Annotated in this window: 17 protein-coding genes; 11 read left to right on the top strand and 6 right to left on the bottom strand. The window is 41.8% G+C overall.

The features are described from left to right. Positions 1–25: 25 nt before the first annotated feature. Positions 26–1,117 carry an alanine dehydrogenase gene (ald, locus tag NSMS1_RS04330; protein WP_224095092.1) on the bottom strand — a complete coding sequence of 364 codons (1,092 nt, stop codon included), beginning with the start codon at positions 1,115–1,117 and terminating at the stop codon, positions 26–28. Positions 1,118–1,431: 314 nt separating this feature from the next. Here ald and NSMS1_RS04325 point away from each other — a divergent pair, with 314 nt between their 5' ends. From NSMS1_RS04325 to NSMS1_RS04315, 3 genes are all read left to right on the top strand, one after another. Further along, positions 1,432–1,602, top strand: a complete 171-nt coding sequence (locus tag NSMS1_RS04325) for a chlorophyll a/b-binding protein (RefSeq protein WP_224091419.1) — start codon at positions 1,432–1,434, stop codon at positions 1,600–1,602. 407 nt (positions 1,603–2,009) lie between these two features. Further along, positions 2,010–2,306, top strand: a complete 297-nt coding sequence (locus NSMS1_RS04320; protein ID WP_224091418.1) for a hypothetical protein — start codon at positions 2,010–2,012, stop codon at positions 2,304–2,306. A gap of 93 nt (positions 2,307–2,399) precedes the next feature. Next, the gene (locus NSMS1_RS04315) at positions 2,400–3,473 is read left to right on the top strand and encodes a WD40 repeat domain-containing protein (protein WP_224091417.1); all 1,074 of its coding nucleotides are present in this window, start codon (positions 2,400–2,402) and stop codon (positions 3,471–3,473) included. Between the two features lie 556 nt (positions 3,474–4,029). On the opposite strand, the gene radC is transcribed toward NSMS1_RS04315, so the two are convergent. Further along, positions 4,030–4,761, bottom strand: coding sequence for a RadC family protein (gene radC, locus NSMS1_RS04305; RefSeq protein WP_224091416.1), 732 nt, complete (start codon positions 4,759–4,761; stop codon positions 4,030–4,032). Between the two features lie 122 nt (positions 4,762–4,883). Then, positions 4,884–5,822, bottom strand: coding sequence for a phosphoribulokinase (locus NSMS1_RS04300; RefSeq protein ID WP_224095091.1), 939 nt, complete (start codon positions 5,820–5,822; stop codon positions 4,884–4,886). Positions 5,823–6,362: 540 nt separating this feature from the next. Between NSMS1_RS04300 and NSMS1_RS04295 the strand changes: the two genes are divergently transcribed. Together NSMS1_RS04295 and menB are read left to right on the top strand one after the other, a co-directional pair. Further along, the gene (locus NSMS1_RS04295) at positions 6,363–7,964 is read left to right on the top strand and encodes a peptide ligase PGM1-related protein (protein ID WP_224091414.1); all 1,602 of its coding nucleotides are present in this window, start codon (positions 6,363–6,365) and stop codon (positions 7,962–7,964) included. Between the two features lie 206 nt (positions 7,965–8,170). Next, a complete protein-coding gene (gene menB, locus NSMS1_RS04290) occupies positions 8,171–9,004 on the top strand; it encodes a 1,4-dihydroxy-2-naphthoyl-CoA synthase (RefSeq protein WP_224091412.1) in 834 nt (277 codons plus the stop codon). Positions 9,005–9,177: 173 nt separating this feature from the next. Here menB and NSMS1_RS04285 read toward each other — a convergent pair whose 3' ends face one another. Both NSMS1_RS04285 and NSMS1_RS04280 read right to left on the bottom strand, forming a co-directional pair. After that, positions 9,178–9,492, bottom strand: coding sequence for a hypothetical protein (locus tag NSMS1_RS04285; RefSeq protein ID WP_224091410.1), 315 nt, complete (start codon positions 9,490–9,492; stop codon positions 9,178–9,180). Between the two features lie 357 nt (positions 9,493–9,849). Beyond that, on the bottom strand, positions 9,850–10,419 hold the full coding sequence (locus NSMS1_RS04280; RefSeq protein ID WP_224091408.1) for a DUF721 domain-containing protein: 570 nt from the start codon (positions 10,417–10,419) through the stop codon (positions 9,850–9,852). Positions 10,420–10,478: 59 nt separating this feature from the next. On the opposite strand from NSMS1_RS04280, the gene NSMS1_RS35015 reads away from it, so the two are divergent. The 6 genes from NSMS1_RS35015 (at position 10,479) to NSMS1_RS04255 (ending at position 15,605) form a co-directional block, all read left to right on the top strand. Continuing rightward, on the top strand, positions 10,479–10,610 hold the full coding sequence (locus NSMS1_RS35015) for a hypothetical protein (RefSeq protein ID WP_263432558.1): 132 nt from the start codon (positions 10,479–10,481) through the stop codon (positions 10,608–10,610). Further along, on the top strand, positions 10,610–11,962 hold the full coding sequence (locus tag NSMS1_RS04275; protein ID WP_224091406.1) for a hypothetical protein: 1,353 nt from the start codon (positions 10,610–10,612) through the stop codon (positions 11,960–11,962). The genes NSMS1_RS35015 and NSMS1_RS04275 overlap by 1 nt, the downstream gene beginning before the upstream one ends. A 234-nt stretch (positions 11,963–12,196) precedes the next feature. Beyond that, the gene (locus tag NSMS1_RS04270) at positions 12,197–12,901 is read left to right on the top strand and encodes a PspA/IM30 family protein (protein WP_224091404.1); all 705 of its coding nucleotides are present in this window, start codon (positions 12,197–12,199) and stop codon (positions 12,899–12,901) included. Positions 12,902–13,061: 160 nt separating this feature from the next. Further along, positions 13,062–13,841 carry a PspA/IM30 family protein gene (locus NSMS1_RS04265; protein WP_224091402.1) on the top strand — a complete coding sequence of 260 codons (780 nt, stop codon included), beginning with the start codon at positions 13,062–13,064 and terminating at the stop codon, positions 13,839–13,841. Positions 13,842–13,978: 137 nt separating this feature from the next. Continuing rightward, positions 13,979–14,314 (top strand): thioredoxin family protein, encoded by a 336-nt coding sequence (locus tag NSMS1_RS04260; RefSeq protein WP_224091400.1) that lies wholly within the window; start codon positions 13,979–13,981, stop codon positions 14,312–14,314. 88 nt (positions 14,315–14,402) lie between these two features. Further along, positions 14,403–15,605 carry an LL-diaminopimelate aminotransferase gene (locus tag NSMS1_RS04255; RefSeq protein ID WP_224091398.1) on the top strand — a complete coding sequence of 401 codons (1,203 nt, stop codon included), beginning with the start codon at positions 14,403–14,405 and terminating at the stop codon, positions 15,603–15,605. Positions 15,606–16,117: 512 nt separating this feature from the next. Here the strand turns inward: NSMS1_RS04255 and hetR are convergent. Continuing rightward, positions 16,118–17,017, bottom strand: coding sequence for a heterocyst differentiation master regulator HetR (gene hetR / locus NSMS1_RS04250; RefSeq protein WP_224091396.1), 900 nt, complete (start codon positions 17,015–17,017; stop codon positions 16,118–16,120). Between the last annotated feature and the right edge of the window lie 937 nt (positions 17,018–17,954).

The following is a 17,954-nucleotide window of genomic DNA, read 5'->3' as shown; positions in this document are numbered from 1 at the left end:
TCCTTACTACAAACCTTAGTGAAATTTAACTTACCAAATCAGGGAAAACCTCTTGCACAGCCGGATGTACCAACCGATGATTCTGCACGTTGACACCTTTAGCAAGTGGTTGGTTAACTTCTAAAGCTTTGAGTCCTTGGTTTGCCAACTGTACAACATAAGGCAGTGTACTATTATTGAGGGCTTGGGTTGCCGTCCAAGGTACTGCACCTGGCATATTGGGAACGCCATAATGCACTACACCCTCTTCAATATATACTGGGTTAGTGTGAGATGTGGGATGTAAGGTTTCTACACAACCGCCTTGGTCTACAGCCACATCAACTATTACTGAACCTGGGTGCATTTGTTTGACCAATTCACGAGGTACTAAAATTGGCGCTCTACGTCCCAATACCAACACAGCACCAACAAGTAAATCTGCTTCTTTAACTGCGGCTTCGATGTGGGCAGAACTGCTGTAAAGTAATTCCACTCTAGAACCAAACAAGGTTTCTAAATAAGATAAGCGTTCAACATTGACATCTAAAATCTGTACAGATGCACCCATCCCTACAGCAATTCGGGCGGCTTCTGTACCAACTACACCACCACCGAGAATGACTACTTTCCCTGGTTTAACTCCAGGGACACCGCCTAAAAGTACACCTCTACCACCTTGTTGACGTTCTAAGTAGCGTGCGCCAAATTGTACAGCTAACCGTCCAGCAATAATACTCATGGGTGTGAGTAGCGGTAGCCTGTTTGCACCTGGATGTTCTACGGTTTCGTAAGCGATCGCACAAATGCCACTATCAATTAAATGTTCTGTTAATTTGCGATCGGCTGCTAAATGCAGATAAGTAAATAATATCTGCTCTTTTTGTAAAAATTGGTACTCACTTGCTAGTGGTTCTTTAACTTTAACTACTAACTCTCGGTTCCAAACTGCCTCTACTGTGGAAACAATCTCCGCCCCAGAACTACGGTAGTCATCATCTGTAAATCCAGCACCACTACCAGCTTGAGTCTGTACAAAGATACTATGACCATTTTCTTTTAATACACGTACACTAGCAGGACTTAAACCTACCCGAAATTCTTGATCTTTAGTTTCTTTAGGTACACCGATTTCCATGTAACGCCTCTGAATAAATTTTTTGTTTAATTTAGCCTGCCAGTCTTCGACTGACACTTCCGTATTATGGATAGCTATCTATCACATTAGTTTGCCCAATCGTAATATCTAAGCTTCGTTCAACTCTTGCTCTTGACTATTGCTTCACTGCCTTTACAATATATAAATATTAATTACAATTTGTTAAAAAGTCTGAGAGTGGCTTCTGAAATAGAAGCTACTAGATTTTTCGACTAAAACCTGGCATTTCCGCCTGAAATTAACTCAAAAATTGCTATTAAGTCCCGTTTGCCGAAAAAAAGAGGTTTATCACAATGACTCAAACACAGCCAACAGTTACACCCAGACTAGAAGAGCCAAAATTTGGTTTTAACGAATATGCAGAACGCTTAAACGGTCGAGCTGCAATGATCGGTTTTCTCTTGGTAGTAGTGATTGAGTACGTCACCAATCAAGGTGTTTTATCTTGGCTGGGATTGAAGTAAAGGGAAGTAGAGGAGCAGTGGACAATTGACAATTGACAATTGACAGTGGAAATGAGCTAACTCCTGTCAACTGCCTCCCGCCTCCCCAACTGAAAGCAGTGCTAAAGTTGTAAGCTAGTAATTAGCAGAGTTAGAACCAGCTGGATCATCTAGCTGGTTTTGACTTTATTAATGTATAGTGAACTACCTCACACAAATTGCTTTCTATCAAATATGAAGCACACCAGAGAGTTAGTAATATTCTCAACTTGCAAAGTCTTCATATAGGAAAGTCAATTACTACACTTAAACCCCACTGAAAAAATTATAATCTTTTTTAAAGATGCCTTTGATTCAGATGGGTAATCCTCAAGAGAGGTATTCTTGTTAAATTTACATAAAAGCTTATCTGGACAAACCAAGCTGTGATGAATGTTGTATTACCTCGTTTTTTAAAGTCAGCCTACAGAAAAGAACCTGTAATTAGCGTATTAATCACGATGGGTGTGGTAGATGCACTGATTGGTGGGTTGGATGATAGCTGGTCATTGTTTGCTGTTGGTTTGGGTACAGCAGGTGTAAGCCTTGCTTTTAAGTTATGGCGTATGAGTCAGCAGCGTCCCCCTGTCGTAGAGGAGCCTGTAGTACAGCATTACTTACCCCCTCGTTCATCTAGCTCGACTCTACCCATGCTGACTGTACAGAAGAAAAAACCACCGTACTAAGGAGTGCTGTTAGCGGTAGCGGCGCGTTTAGCGCGTGCTGAGTTTTATCGACGATTGAGTTGATTGGTGTATTGAACTAGGTGAGGGAAAACAGTGAGGAGTGAGGGAACAGGAAGGGGGTACTCGCTAGTACGTCCGTATTTTATATTTTTATTTATAGCAACCATCGCTCTGTCTTTAAATATTGGGCAAGGGTTAAGGGTAAGTGCGGCTGATAAGGTTCAGGTTACGCCCAGTACACAATCAACTGGAGATTTTACTAATCCCCGCCTCCTGTACAACCTCAACGCTCATCCAGGGAGAGTAAAGTCTTTAGCTTTTAGTCCCAATGGTCAGATTCTCGTCAGTGGGGGTGCTTACAACGATGGTATTATCCGTTTATGGAACCCAATAACTGGTAAAAAAGTAGCTACTATCAATAAAGCCCAAAAAAATACGGTAGAGTCTTTGGTAATCTCCCCAGATGGGCAAACCCTCGCCAGTTCCGGTAGTGATAGTACTATTAATCTGTGGAATCTCAAAAGTAATCAATTTACACGTTCTTTTGTCGGACATACCACCAGTGTTACATCCTTAGCTGTGTCTGCTGATGGTAAAGTTCTAGTTAGTGGCGCTTTGGATGGAATACGATTGTGGGACTTACTCCAACAGCGCCCATTAGGGACTCTAGTACGCTTTGATAATAGAATTGATACTCTGGCGATGAGTTCTGATGGTCAAACTCTAGCTAGTGGCGATACCAGAGGTGTGATTAAACTGTGGGATTTAAGTACAGGTAAATTAATTCGCTCATTTAACGGACATTCTGGTGCAGTTACAGATATTACATTTACACCTGATGGACAAAATTTAATTAGTTGTAGTAGCGATCGCACTATTAAAATTTGGAATCTCCCCTCAGAACAACTCACCCGCACCCTAACAGGACATAATAATTGGGTATATGCGATCGCTCTTAACCGCGATGGTAAAACTCTAGCTAGTGCGGGTAGAGATGGCATTAAGCTATGGGATATATCTACAGGTGAATTATTAAATACACTGATTGGACATAGTGATTGGGTAAGTGCGATCGCTTTTAGTCCAGACGGTCAAATACTCGCCAGTGGCGGCTATGACGGTAAAGTTATCATTTGGGGTAATCCATCAATGACAGTCCGTAAGTAAAAATGCGGAGTGGGGTAGATGAGGGAGTGGGGGGAGTAGGGGAAGTAGGAGGAGATAGAACCCACCTTCCTCACCCCCAAGTGTCACAGAGGGAAATTACTGAGATCAAAAAGCGAAGGAGGAATTAAAACAGACATATTTAGTCGAAAAAGAGATTTGAGCAGCCATGAATCAGCAAAAATGGCATCAAAGCCTATTGTCAATAACGAGCAATAAGAACTGGTGGTAGATAGATTTGAATGAGATAAGTAAGTCGGTGGGAAAAAACAAAACTAAGTTAAGAAAGGTAAATAAAGCTATAACCCTCTTCCCTCCTGCCTTGTCTTCGACACGCTCCGCGAACTGCCTCCTGCCTTGCCATAGCGATAATTTTTAACACTGAGCTACTTAAGTCTCTTGACTCTTGAATCTACTTTAGTTCTTATGTACTACTTAATCGGTTTTTTGTTGATGTGTGACAGTTAGGGTGCGGAAGGTAGGATAGAAGAATCTCTACTTATTTTGTCTAAATTGCATATTTATCTCCCTTATCTCCCTCATCCCCCTCATCTCCTAATTAATCTCCTTGCGGATAATCATTCCACAAACTAGTAATCTCCCGTAAACTCTGGTGATTACCATTACCTAAAATTAAATGATCTAACAAGGGTATACCTAAAAGTTGCGCTCCTGCTAAAAGTTGGCGTGTTAACTCTATATCTTCTGGGCTAGGTTCTACGTTACCGGAAGGGTGATTGTGGGCAACTATTGTGCGTGTTGCACCTTGGCGAATCACTTCCCGAAAAATCTCCCGTGGAGAAGCTAGAGTTTCGGTAGCCGTACCTATAGTAATCACCTGTGTTCCCAGTAGGCGATTTTTTACATCTAGCAATAACACAGCAAACCGTTCTTGACTCTGCCACATTAAATCCTGACTCAGTGCAGCCGCAGCCGTCACGGGGCTATCAATTGGTGTCCTATCTAGAGGACGAGATTGAAAGGCACGTTTACCCAATTCTATCGCCGCTAAGATAGTTGTGGCTTTTGCTGGGCCAATTCCGGGAATTTGCATTAACTCAGCCGGCGTAACTTCTCGCAAAACGGCTAATGGGTCGCGTTGATGTTTACTTAGTTCCTGTAATATATATTGTCCTAAACCGACGGCTGAGAGTTTGCCAGGCCCTTGACCTGTACCTAAAAGAATTGCGATTAACTCGGCTGTGGCTAAAACTTTTGGCCCATGTGTCATCAACCGTTCACGGGGGCGCTCATTTGTGGGTATATCAGCAATTCTCAGGCAATAAGTCATATAACAACTAAAGAAGAACTCATAGATGCAGCTATCTTTAGTTATCCCTTGTTTGCGTTCCGATTCACCCAGCTTGAGGAAATCTTTAATTTCTATCTTTTTTCTGTAAAAATAAACAATTTTTACTGATAGATTTGCGTCGCCTTTAGCATATGGTAGGTGATGATTAACTGAGTGAGGGCAAGGGGGTAACTTTGTAGGGTTTCGCCTGTTGTACCTGCGACTTTACCTAATTCTGGATTACTTTCGCGATCGCATACATTGATTAAATAGGGCATATCAGAACAAAGAATATGCTCTAACTTATTTACCTGGTCTAAAGTGGCGTGACCATCAACTTCTAATACATCCACTGGTTTACTCATATCCCTATCAAGTCCCAGGCGAATTGCTGAACCAGAATCACCATTAGTTAAATTGAGAATTGGCGTAAAATCTGGGTGTGGAATAGTGGGGCGCAATACTAGACGTACGTTGAGGTGTCCGTTGCTTTCATCATAATCATCACATGGTGGATAAAAGCTGACAACGATATCAGACCATTGTCTCTGGGGACGAATAAACTGTTCTGAATCTGGTTCGCGTTTTTCTAATTCTGCTAATACTTGTTCGGGGGTATAGCCACGTTTTTGTGTGTCGCGTTTGACTTTCCAAGTGGCGCGGAGGTCTTCTGGAGGGGCGAGGTAAACTTTTACATCGTAGCATTCACGGGCTGCACGGGTAGAGTAACCAAGCAATCCTTCGATAATGACGAATTTATTAGGTTTGATGTACTGAGGCGGTTCAAAAGTTCCAGTTTTGTGACTATAAACGGGTTTGAGGATTGGTTGTCCTGTGCGTAGCAGCGATAGATGCTGCTGCATGATATCCAAATGGTTACAATGAGGGTGGAGGGCTGTAATTCCTATCTCTGCGCGTTGCTTGCGGTCATACCGATGGTAATCATCAGTACAGATGAGTGTGACGTTCTCCGGCCCTAGTATCTGAGCGATTCCCCTAGTTAGGGTCGTTTTACCCGCAGCACTATCACCAACAATACCTAAAATTATTGGACGGCTCATCATACTCCCCTCCCTAATATCAGCAACTTGAGTAATAAATTTTGCAGAGAATGTTTTTTTATTTTAGAGGCGATTGTATCAGTTGATTTAATTAAAGACATTTTGTGCAACATCTCTATACATTTAGAGATTATTTCTACCTAATTTCTGACACAATTACCTCTGTATTCCAGTAGGGTTAATGGTCTTTATATACATGTAAACTAGAAGTCTAAACTTTAAATTATTCAATTCATTATAAATAAGTTTGTGAGATTCCTATTGCCATAGTTCAGCATTTATAACTCAGTACATTTATGATGATTTCCTAACTTGGGATTATCGAAGGTTATAAACATTCAGTCTTAAAACTTGACTATATAAATCAGCACTAAACACAAAAATTATCTTACTTTTGGAGAATAGCCTATCAAGCACAAAACTACTTAATATGACAGCAGGGGAGACAGTCAAGAACTATTGCAGAACAGTAAGATGCCGCTTAATTTAGGTTATACAAGATTAATCAGTTAGTGTTGGGGATCAAATGAGGAAGGGACTATGGTAACGCTAAATCATGCAAAATTAGAATCGGTTGATCAATTTCGCAGCCTACAATATACCTTACGCGATCGCTGGAAAACTATCGAGCAGTTTGATACTGGCGAAGCAGATATTGTCGTTATCCCTTCCTTAAGTATTGACCAGCGTGAAATTCAAAAAGTTGAGGGTTTTGAACATTATGAAGAAAGATTACTTTTTGCCTTGATGCGGTTACGAAATCCCCGCACTAGATTGATTTATGTAACATCAATTCCCCTACATCCCAGTATTATCGATTATTATTTACAACTGCTGCCGGGTATTCCTTTTTCCCATGCGCGTAATCGCTTGCTACTACTTTCGGCTTATGATTCTTCTCCTAAACCTCTAAGTCAAAAAATTTTAGAACGTCCTCGGTTAGTAGAGAGAATTAAGCAAGCTTTAAGGTTAGAAAAATCATTTATAGTTTGCTATAACTCCACAGAATTAGAAGCAGAATTATCACTTCAATTAAATGTACCCTTGTATGCGGCTGCACCAGATTTGCAAATTTGGGGGACAAAAAGCGGTAGTCGGCAAATTTTTGCAGAAAGTGGTGTACCCCATCCCGATGGTAGTCCATTAGTTTGGACTCACCAAGATTTGGCTGTGGCGGCGAATGATTTATGGGAACGCCAACCATCACTAAAACGGATGGTAGTGAAATTGAATGAAGGGATTTCTGGGGAAGGAAACGCACTACTAGATTTGCAACCCATAATAGATGTTGCGCCACCAAAAGCGACTCAAGCTGAAAGAATAGCCGCAATTAGCGATCGCTTTTCCTCGTTGCGTTTTCAAGCCAAACAAGAAAATTGGGCGAACTTTTCTGGTAGAATTACAGAATTAGGGGCAATTGTCGAAGCATTTGTTGAAGGTGAGATTAAGCGATCGCCTAGTGTGCAAGGACGCATCACACCTACAGGTGAAGTAGAAATCCTTTCGACTCACGACCAAATCCTTGGCGGCCCAGACGGACAGATATACTTAGGATGTAGCTTTCCCGCAGATGAACGTTATCGCCTACAGTTACAACAATTAGGCTTACAAGTTGGGAGAAAGCTGGCAGAAAAAGGAGCGTTGGAAAGATTTGGTGTAGACTTTATTACAGTTGACCAAGGTAATGCTCAATGGGATATACAGGCGATTGAAATTAACCTGCGTAAAGGTGGGACAACCCATCCCTTTATGACTTTAAAATTATTGACCAACGGTCGTTATGATTTATCTACCGGGTTATTTTACAGTCAACAAGGCCGCCCTAAATACTACATCGCCACAGACAACCTGCAAAAAGACCGTTATCGGGGATTATTACCTAACGATTTGATGGATATTATTGCCCATCATAGATTACATTTCGATAGCTGCACAGAAACAGGAACGGTATTTCATTTGATGGGTTGTCTTTCCCAGTTTGGTAAATTAGGACTAACTAGTATAGGTGACTCACCCCAACAAGCCGAAGATATTTATAACAAGGTTGTCAAAGTTCTGGATGAGGAAACCCGCGTTAATAATCAAAATTTTCCTCTGTTCTCTGATTACACCTTTCCTAATGGTTGGGATGGGTATAGTTAATTCGTAATTCGTAATATAAAATTAGGGAATTTATGGTTTCTAATACCAGTTCTCTAGAAAGCTGTGCCGAATAAATGATGTAGAGACGTTATATATTACGTCTCTAGCTGCTGCTGTTTTTTAGTGCCGTCGAACTCACGTTAAATATTAGCGATCGCAACGCCCCACCTCTGCGATAAAATTCTCAAGCAGCATACTTCATTCCCATGCAAATCGACTGGCAACCCGTTAAAACTTACGAAGATATCCTCTATCACAAAGCGGATGGGATAGCTAAAATCACTATCAACCGCCCACATAAACGCAATGCTTTTCGTCCCAAAACTGTTGTAGAACTCTATGATGCTTTCTGGGATGCCCGTGAGGATACACGCATCGGTGTAGTTCTATTTACTGGCGCTGGCCCCCATACTGATGGCAAGTATGCTTTTTGTGCTGGTGGCGACCAAAGCGTGCGGGGACAAGCTGGCTATGTAGATGATGCAGGCATCCCTCGCTTAAATGTGCTTGATTTACAACGCCTAATTCGTTCCATGCCCAAAGTCGTTATTGCATTAGTAGCTGGATATGCAATCGGCGGTGGTCACGTTCTACACTTAATTTGTGACCTGACAATCGCGGCTGATAATGCTATTTTTGGGCAAACAGGGCCAAAAGTCGGCAGTTTCGATGGTGGTTTTGGCGCAAGCTACCTTGCCCGTATTGTGGGGCAGAAAAAAGCGCGGGAAATTTGGTTTCTCTGCCGTCAATATGATGCCCAACAAGCTTTAGAAATGGGTTTAATAAATTGTGTTGTCCCAGTAGACGAACTGGAAGCAGAAGGAATTAAATGGGCAGGAGAAATTTTAGAAAAAAGCCCTATTGCTATTCGCTGTCTCAAAGCCGCATTTAATGCTGACTGTGATGGACAAGCTGGTTTACAAGAACTAGCCGGTAATGCAACCCTACTTTATTACATGACAGAAGAAGGTTCTGAAGGTAAACAAGCCTTTTTAGAAAAACGCACACCAAATTTTCGAGACTTTCCTTGGCTACCGTAATTGGGTGTGTCAGTTATCAGTCAACAGGAGCCAGTGCGTTGGGCGGCTCTGCCGACTTAAAGCAACTGGCGTTCAACAGTCAATAGTGGATATCACCTGACAACTGACAAATCTTTAAACGTAAATCTAAATCGTAAACAGACTGTAAACACAGTCAGGTAATATATGAATGGTTAAATAAGTACTGTCTCAACTTTTGCTTGTTCAGAAGTAGAGGCAGTTTTCTCCTGACTAACAGCAAAAATAGTATTCTCTACATTAGACACCAGAAGTTCTGATTCTACTAACACTGGTGCAGCATCAGGTAAACTCCAAGCATCCTCCAAAGTCTCCCAAGAAGGCGCAAAAGGTGGTAGCGCTAAGGAGCAAGCTTTCCAACAGGCTTGCACAGGCGCTCCCAACTGTTGACACATCCCACCCCGGCGACCTTCTGGCTGATAGTGGCGGCAATATCGACAGGCAGATGTCAAAGAATTAATAGATTTCATTTGGGTTCATCTTTAATGCCGTGTATGGCTGATTTCGTTTTTTTATTGTCCTTCTAGATAGAAATACGTATAGAACCCGTAACCCGTGATCCCATCTAGGTTTTAACCCATTTATCGCTAAAATAACCTTTATTATGTTTTTAGATTTATGTTATATTTTTCAATGTTCCTTATAGTGGTTACATATAAATTATTGCCTTTAACCAAATGGGGATCAACGCTAAAAGTCAAACTTTAGATGTATGAGAAATTTTTAATTAAGACATAATTTCTGATTTTAAGCATGAAATTAGTCAAACACATAACAGTAAAAATACAAATTTAACAACTAACCAAAGTTAGATTACACCAGTTTATTTATACAGAAAAATATTTAATATTTTTAGGTAACTGCTTCACACTACAAAATCCACAAACCCCCCAACGCTGGAGTTCACCGGGTGGGGTAGGACATTGACACTGGGGGCAAAGGGGTAAATTTTGCGATCGCCTCTGTCTTGTCTTAGCCCAATTGTCAAACACCTGATTTACATCTTGGTTAACAACTGTCGCCCCACGCCGTTCATTAATGTCGCCTAGATAACTAGGATGCTGATTTGCTAAAACCTTTGCTTGTGGTTGTTCCTTTGGGGGATGGCGTTGCCAACCGGCAGTAGAGAAACGCAAATCCACCAAAGGCGTAGATAGTTTTTGATTTAACTTGAAAAGCAACGTTTGACGGCTAAATGTCAAGTTTTGCGCCCAAGCAGCACTAGAAGTTGCTACTCGTAAAACATCGCGCTGTATAGATAAAGGCTGAGTTTGAGCAGCAATAGCACTACCTACAACTTCTGCCCAAAATTGGCATACTTGTTGGAATGGTTGTTGTTGCCATTTCGCCTGCTTTTCTATGACATCTAAAATATCATTAACCGATTTAAAGGACATCTTGTCAAATAACAGCCACAATTGAGCTTAGTCAGGATGACACAATAGGAATTTCTATTATGGCAGGGTATGAGGGTGTAGAGGTTTTAAGTATCCAAACCCCTGTACCGCTTAGTTCTGGGGTCTATACTAATAAACAATTTTCTCTAGCATTGGCAGTAAGTAGTCTAACGTTTGAGGCACGAAGGTAATGAGTCAAAAACCCTTGATGGATGGTAGTGGGTTGAAGCCAGCATTAGCGGCGGCTTTAGCCAGTTTAGAAGTACAGCTAGAACAAGAATTAGCTCGTTATCGACGTACCCGTATGGGAATAAGGGCTACCAGTCAATCTCGTGTAAATAGTTACGCTAATAATTATGCTCAAGATTTGAGTGATAAAAATGCCTCATTGGCAAATACTCAGCCATCACTATTAGAAATTAAACCTCAAACAAAACCTCTACCCTTACCCCCAACTCCTCCAGAAAAACCAGCGCCAGTCATTATTAAGTCATCTACCCCAGAAAAAACCCCACAATCAGAAATTGAAAATCCGTCTTCCCTAGCTCCTAATCGCCAGCTTCCGGCTGCTAAAACACCAGAGTCTCAACCAAAAACTCAACCAGAAGCTAATAGACAAATTCCTTTGCCTCCCGCCACGCCTACAGAAAATAGCAGTATTGTACCTGCGATCGCCCAAGGTAATCAAAGCGATAAGCTCTTAGCCGATGATACTCCTGCCCAACCAGATGACTATTTAGAATCTAGTGAAGCCTTGTTGCGCAGCCTCACAGATGAAGCACCAGAAGAAAACCAAGCCAACAATTCTAACGATAGTCTCCTATCACCCTTGGGCATCGGCTCCATGTTGCTTCTATTAGTAGCTAGTCTTACCTTGGGTTACGTAGTTTTCAATCCTAAAACCTTACCCCAGTTGAATTTCAGTAAATTATTCAACGGTAATTCATCTCCCAGCACCCAAACTCCCCCCCAAACTGCTAGTAATCCCCAAACCGAATTACAACCAGAACTCACACCCATACCTAAGTATCCCAACTTAGCCGCCAAAGAATTTCCCCAAGTAAGAGATCCAATTGATGTAGTTGGCTTACAACCGAAGGTACAAGCAACCCCCACCGTACCAGCCAACCCTATCGCCATCCAAACACCAGTTGTCCCTCCAGTTACCAATCCCTTACCAGAGACGCAACCTTTACCAGCCCTCAATCCCACTCCCAGCCCCAGCTTACAGCCCATACCTGAAGCAGCTACAACTCAGTCTGCACCAAGCCCCAGCTTACAACCCATACCCGAAGCAACTACTACAACTCCAGCCACACCCAGCGCCGAAATCAAACCGTCAGCAGATGGGCTATATCATATAGTTATAGAGAATCAAAACCCTAAATCCTTAAATGAGGCACGCCGAGTAGTTCGTGATGCTTATCTATCACGTAACAGCACACTAATCTATTTGGCTACAGTCAAAACCAAAGAAGAAGCACAACAAAGGTTAAAACAGCTACAAGCCAAAGGGATGAAAGCACGCCTACAGCAGCCATAGATTGTAAAAATTTACGATAGGATTAGGGAATAAGGGACAGGAAAAAGGGTATGAGGTGAACTGGTACTATATTTCTCAACGCCAGCATAGCTTATGTCTCAAAGCAGGCTCAAATTATTTTTTTGAATTTTGCGGAAAGTTGCGTGCGGGGGTTCCCCCCGTTGAGCAAACTTTCCAAGACGAATTTTAAATTTCCCCCAAGGTTGACTGGCACAAAATGAATGGAGAGCCGAAATGGAATTGATTAAGCGTATCCAAAGGGTGATTAGCGCTAATTTCAATAGTGCGGTAGCCAGTAGAGAAGATCCAGAAAAGATTCTGGAACAAACTGTCATGGAAATGCAGCAACATTTACTGCAATTGCGACAGGGGGTAGCTCAAGCGATCGCTACTCAAAAACGTACTGAACGCCAAGCTGCATCAGCCCAGTCAACCGCCGAAGAATGGTATCGTCGCGCCCAGTTAGCACTACAACAAGGTAACGAACCTCTAGCCAGGGAAGCCTTGACAAAACGCAAAGCTTATGTAGCAGCGTCCGAAAATTTTTCTAGCCAAATTACCGAACAAGTTGAGATAGTAACTAGGCTCAAACAGGATATGCGGACACTGGAGTTAAAACTTGCGGAGGCGAAGACTAAAAAAGATATGTATATCGCTCGCGCTCGTTCAGCAGAAGCATCCTATAAGCTGCAAGAAATGTTAAGCGGAGGTTCAGCTACCAGTAGTTTGAATGCTTTTGAACGCATGGAAGAAAAGGTTTTACAAGTAGAGGCAAAATCAGAACTCATTAATCAACTCGGTAGCGACGACTTGCAAAAACAATTTGACGCACTAGAAGCCGGTGATGATGTTGATAAGCAGTTAGCAGCAATGAAAAATCAACTGCCAAGTACAGAAAGTTCCCAACAGCAACAACTACCCCAAGGTGAAAACTCTTAAGAATTAGTCAATTATCAACACTAAGATATATCTTAACAATTAGCAGGTCTTGGGACGTACTTAACCCAACCGGAAAGATTACATTGAAAATGGAAGCTATTAAATAGTAAAAAAGCCAACTTATCAACCAAGCGCGTAAACTCCAAAAGGAAAAAAAGTTATGGGATTATTTGATCGGATTAAGCGAGTAGTTAGTGCTAACCTTAACGATTTAGTCAATAAAGCTGAAGATCCAGAAAAAATGCTAGAGCAAGCCATCCTGGAAATGCAGGAAGACTTGGTGCAATTACGTCAGGGTGTAGCTCAAGCGATCGCCGCCCAAAAGCGTACAGAGAAACAATATACTGATGCTCAAAACGAAATTAATAAGTGGCAACGTAACGCCCAATTAGCATTACAAAAAGGTGATGAAAACTTAGCTAGACAAGCGCTTGAGCGGAAAAAAACCTATACCGAAACCGGCACAGCCTTAAAAACCAGCCTAGATCAACAAAGCACTCAAGTTGAAACCCTCAAACGTAACCTAATCCAGCTAGAAAGCAAAATTTCTGAAGCCAAAACTAAGAAAGAAATGCTCAAAGCGCGGATTACCACAGCCAAAGCCCAAGAGCAACTCGAAGGTATGGTACGTGGGATGAATACAAACAGTGCTATGGCTGCCTTTGAGCGGATGGAAGAAAAAGTCTTAATGCAGGAAGCCCGCGCCCAATCAGCCGCAGAACTAGCCGGAGCAGACTTAGAAACTCAATTTGCCAAGTTAGAATCTAGCAGCGATGTAGATGACGAATTGGCAGCCCTAAAAGCCTCCTTGGCTCCCGCTACCCCACCCAATCAACCCCTACTACCCGCAGAACAAGATCAACAATCCACTGCACCCAAATCTAACGAAGTTGTTGACTCTGAGTTAGAAAGCCTACGCAAGCAATTGGATCAGTTGTAATCTTAATTTGTAAATCAGCCAAGTCCCACAGCTGATGATAGTTGTGGGATTTTTAATCACCTGTCAACTGTCAACTGATTTAAGATACAGTAATCTGTGTGCCAACTTTGTATCGATGCCAACTAATGGAGACTGCGATGAGTAAGGGTGTAATCACCATAACTGATGCTGAGTTTGAAAGCGAAGTATTAAAAGCCGAGCAGCCTGTATTAGTTTACTTCTGGGCTTCTTGGTGTGGCCCGTGCCAGTTGATGTCACCAGTGATTAATATAGCTGCTAATACCTATAGCGATCGCCTGAAAGTAGTTAAACTAGAAGTCGATCCCAACCCTCTAACAGTCAAACAATATCAAGTAGAAGGTGTACCAGCCCTCCGATTACTTAAAGGTAGTGAGTTATTAGCATCAACAGAAGGAGTAATAAGTAAAGATAAATTACTCAATATGTTAGATACGCATTTGAATAATAATTAGTCTATAGTCAGTAGTCTATAGTCCATAGTTCATAGTCGGAAAAATTGTGACTGTTGACTGTTGACTGTTGACTGTTGACTAATGACTAATGACTAATATGCAATTCTCACAGCGTTTACAACCCCTGCAATTTAACGTATTTGCGGACATGGACAAGGCTAAGTCCTTGGCTTTAGCAGCAGGGAAAGACTTAATTGATTTATCACTGGGATCTTCTGATTTGCCAGCCGAAGCTCACGTAATTGAAGCGATCGCCAAATCTTTACATGATCCCAGTACTCACGGCTACTTGCTGTTTAATGGTACGCGAGATTTTCGCCAAGCTGCGGCTAACTGGTACGAACAAAAATTTGGGGTGAAAGTTGATCCCGAAACAGAAGTACTGCCTTTAATTGGTTCCCAGGAAGGCACTGCACATTTACCCTTAGCCTTGCTCAATCCTGGGGATTTTGCTTTACTACTTGATCCCGGCTACCCTTCTCATGCTGGGGGAGTCTATTTAGCTAGTGGGCAAATTTACCCTATGCCGTTGAAGGCAGAAAACGATTTTTTACCTGTGTTTGCTGATATCCCGGCTGCTGTTGTGGAGCAGTCACGGATGATGGTGTTAAGCTATCCCCATAATCCTACATCAGCGATCGCACCCCTATCTTTCTTTAAAGAAGCTGTCGCTTTTTGTCAGGAACATAACATTGCTTTGGTTCACGATTTTCCTTACGTGGATTTAGTTTTTGCGGAAAGCGAAAACGGGGAGCAAAGTCTTACCCGTTCCTTAGCCCCTTCTATTCTGCAAGCTGATCCAGAAAAGAGCGTTTCTATTGAATTTTTTACGCTGTCTAAGTCTTATAACATGGGCGGTTTTCGTATCGGTTATGCCATTGGTAATGCCCAGTTAATTCAAGCACTACGACAAATTAAAGCAGCTGTCGATTTTAATCAGTATCGGGGAATTTTAAATGGGGCGATCGCAGCTCTGACTGGCCCCCAAGCTGGCGTACAATCGGCTGTCAGTACCTTCCGTCAACGTCGTGATGCCTTTATTGATGCTCTACACCGTATCGGTTGGTATGTTCCTATGCCTAAAGCCACCATGTACATCTGGGCAAAATTACCAGCGCCGTGGAGTCAAAATTCCATACAATTCTGTACACAGTTAGTTAAGCAAACAGGTGTCGCGGCTTCCCCTGGTGCTGGCTTTGGCAAATCCGGCGAAGGATACGTCCGCTTTGCCCTAGTACATGAGCCACGTATATTAGAAACCGCCGTTGAAAGAATTAGCAGTTTTCTCTAGTTTATGTAAATGGTCTGATTGGTCATGGGTAATTATTTTGTATTAAAATAAATTACTCATTGCCAAACATATTAAGTATCTTAATTACTACAATCTAAGATAATTTCTTAGTCGATAGAAATAGGGTAGTAAATTTGAATTTAAAAATCTTTACCTTAATCAACACTTTTACGAATCACACAGGAGACATCTGCACGCGATAGGCTGCTTTTAGCTTCCCCGATAATACGCCCGTAGCGTTGGCTGAATCGCTGCTACATTAAGTGTTAAATCCTGAATGTAAGCAGTAAAAACCGCCCATCGCTGCTTTGTCAGCTGCTCTGTAGATATTTACTTTTAACTTGCTAATACCAATTCACTACAATTCTGAAATAGATTCAAATTTAGAAACCCTTGTAAAGCTGGATTTCTTAATTGTGAATTGTAAATTTTGAATTGATATGAGTAATTGAATGTGACTAGAGAAAATTTCTTCACGAAAAATCACTAGTGATCCCCTTTACCCTGGCTGATTAATCTTCTTTTCTGCCGAACACCATTTGCAAAATCATCGGGATACCACCTGCTTGGTGATATTTATCAGCCCAAGCACGGACGATTTCATCTAATTCCTGCATGGCTTCATCCCAGCGTTCTGGCGGCACATCCAATTCTTCCAAGGCACGCATCGCATTTGGTCGTTTTTCTGCCCAATCTTTCATCATGCGGAAATACCGAGCGGTATCTTCTACCATGATGTAAGTACGCTCTTGGTCGTCGGCTGGAGCATAAAAAGGACGAGTCAAGGCATAGAAGGGCATTCCCCAAGGCGAATCTATTCTTGTCACCGTGCCAGAGTAGAGCAGACGACGCTTGATATGCTCTGCTAAAGCTTCACTCAACTCCATGCGGTGTTCTGGTGGCAATTCGTCTTGCGATCGCTTATGGAGAAATTCAATTAACTCCAAAAACTCAAAGGAACTAACCAACTGAGCATCGGGAAGATTGCTTGGTAACTTATGCTCAATTTGTCTTTTTTCTTCGCTCGTTAGACTTGTACCCGGAATCCGCGATCGCCCTGGCATCCAAGGATACTTTTCTAACCAGACATAAGGAAACTGAATCAAGTAGCGGGGTTCTTGAGAACCTAATGTCTTGAGCAGTTTGCCCTCCATTAGGGCTTGTCTGACTTCCTCGACGATGATTTTGACTCGTTTCGGCTCTAGATGGTGCAAATGCCCGGTCATCCGAAGATTTTGCCCCTGCTCTAGATAAGTCATGTAAATTGCACACTTAGCTGCGGTTGCTGCTGCATCTAGAAATGCTCCATGCCTATGCCCACTTGTCCTCATGGCACTAAAAGCCAGGTATAGCATGATCTGATCCATTGCACTGGGGCCAAGACGCTTGATCAGATCGATGTCATTGCTCATATTACAAAATAGTTGAATAGCACACTTAACTTAAATTAAAAAGTAATTGGTTTACACCCAAAGGGGGGTGATATTTTCTTTTGGTAATGTTTAAGATGTTTTAGCTAAGAGTTGATTATTGGTCAAGATGCTCATTCCTCCGTAATTTATAACGTATTCTCAGTAAAATTACTGCTAATATACGTGCTTGTATCTTACCGAAAAATCACAAAATAACTGCCAGAATTTCCTCATTTATAGTTCGGTCAACTAAGCAGTGAAATTTATCGTTCTAATAAGTAACCTACAAGGACTTTCTCCATTATCCGGAACTTCTCTGCTCTTTCATTGCCTATGTAGCAAAGCTACTTTTAGCGCTTTTAGCTGCTGACCGAATTTGCAACAGAGTTATGTCACAAATGACGATGAAAATCGTGAGCCGAAGATATCTCCTTGAGGTGACTATACTATCGCTGAATAATTTCGACTAGATGCTGAATCTATGTTTTCAGAAATCAAGGGGCTGATTGTTTGAGAAGACAACCTAGCAACTACACTAGTTTTACTCACGCCCATAGAATCAATAGGGCATTTTGAACTACCCAGATGTCTGAAAAAGATTATTAGCGGGAGCGAGGCTTTAAGCCTCGTGCTGAGTTCCTAATGCTCAGTCCCTAGTCTCTATTCCTTTTTCATCCGTCTTGATGTTGCAACCCAATAATGGCTTCTTACAAACCATTTTACGGCAGTTTAGACAGACTATTGCAACTTAGCGATAGCTTTTATTTGCTCACAACATAATATTCCATATTTATAGGCCATATTACTAAAATCTCATGAATTAATCTATTCTTAACTTTTCTTTTTATAAATATTTTAGAGACTTTATTAATAGTCAAGGATTGGTCAATAAAATAATCAAGGATTGCTGACATTAGGCAATACTTAGTAATTATTC

The organism is Nostoc sp. MS1 (genome assembly GCF_019976755.1).
GTDB lineage: Bacteria > Cyanobacteriota > Cyanobacteriia > Cyanobacteriales > Nostocaceae > Trichormus.
The sequence above is the reverse complement of the archived record's forward strand: the minus strand, read 5'-3'. Positions and strand labels throughout refer to the sequence as shown.

Bases quoted from the DNA above. Each gene is read 5' to 3' on its own strand.
- NSMS1_RS04255 (WP_224091398.1), top strand. From the start codon at position 14,403: ATGACTAATATGCAATTCTCACAGCGTTTACAACCCCTGCAATTTAAC.
- NSMS1_RS04295 (WP_224091414.1), top strand. From the start codon at position 6,363: ATGGTAACGCTAAATCATGCAAAATTAGAATCGGTTGATCAATTTCGC.
- NSMS1_RS04325 (WP_224091419.1), top strand. From the start codon at position 1,432: ATGACTCAAACACAGCCAACAGTTACACCCAGACTAGAAGAGCCAAAA.
- NSMS1_RS04260 (WP_224091400.1), top strand. From the start codon at position 13,979: ATGAGTAAGGGTGTAATCACCATAACTGATGCTGAGTTTGAAAGCGAA.
- NSMS1_RS35015 (WP_263432558.1), top strand. From the start codon at position 10,479: ATGGCAGGGTATGAGGGTGTAGAGGTTTTAAGTATCCAAACCCCTGTA.
- NSMS1_RS04285 (WP_224091410.1), bottom strand. From the start codon at position 9,492: ATGAAATCTATTAATTCTTTGACATCTGCCTGTCGATATTGCCGCCAC.
- hetR (WP_224091396.1), bottom strand. From the start codon at position 17,017: ATGAGCAATGACATCGATCTGATCAAGCGTCTTGGCCCCAGTGCAATG.
- radC (WP_224091416.1), bottom strand. From the start codon at position 4,761: ATGACTTATTGCCTGAGAATTGCTGATATACCCACAAATGAGCGCCCC.
- NSMS1_RS04275 (WP_224091406.1), top strand. From the start codon at position 10,610: ATGAGTCAAAAACCCTTGATGGATGGTAGTGGGTTGAAGCCAGCATTA.
- NSMS1_RS04280 (WP_224091408.1), bottom strand. From the start codon at position 10,419: ATGTCCTTTAAATCGGTTAATGATATTTTAGATGTCATAGAAAAGCAG.
- NSMS1_RS04320 (WP_224091418.1), top strand. From the start codon at position 2,010: ATGAATGTTGTATTACCTCGTTTTTTAAAGTCAGCCTACAGAAAAGAA.
- NSMS1_RS04300 (WP_224095091.1), bottom strand. From the start codon at position 5,822: ATGAGCCGTCCAATAATTTTAGGTATTGTTGGTGATAGTGCTGCGGGT.
- ald (WP_224095092.1), bottom strand. From the start codon at position 1,117: ATGGAAATCGGTGTACCTAAAGAAACTAAAGATCAAGAATTTCGGGTA.
- NSMS1_RS04265 (WP_224091402.1), top strand. From the start codon at position 13,062: ATGGGATTATTTGATCGGATTAAGCGAGTAGTTAGTGCTAACCTTAAC.
- menB (WP_224091412.1), top strand. From the start codon at position 8,171: ATGCAAATCGACTGGCAACCCGTTAAAACTTACGAAGATATCCTCTAT.
- NSMS1_RS04270 (WP_224091404.1), top strand. From the start codon at position 12,197: ATGGAATTGATTAAGCGTATCCAAAGGGTGATTAGCGCTAATTTCAAT.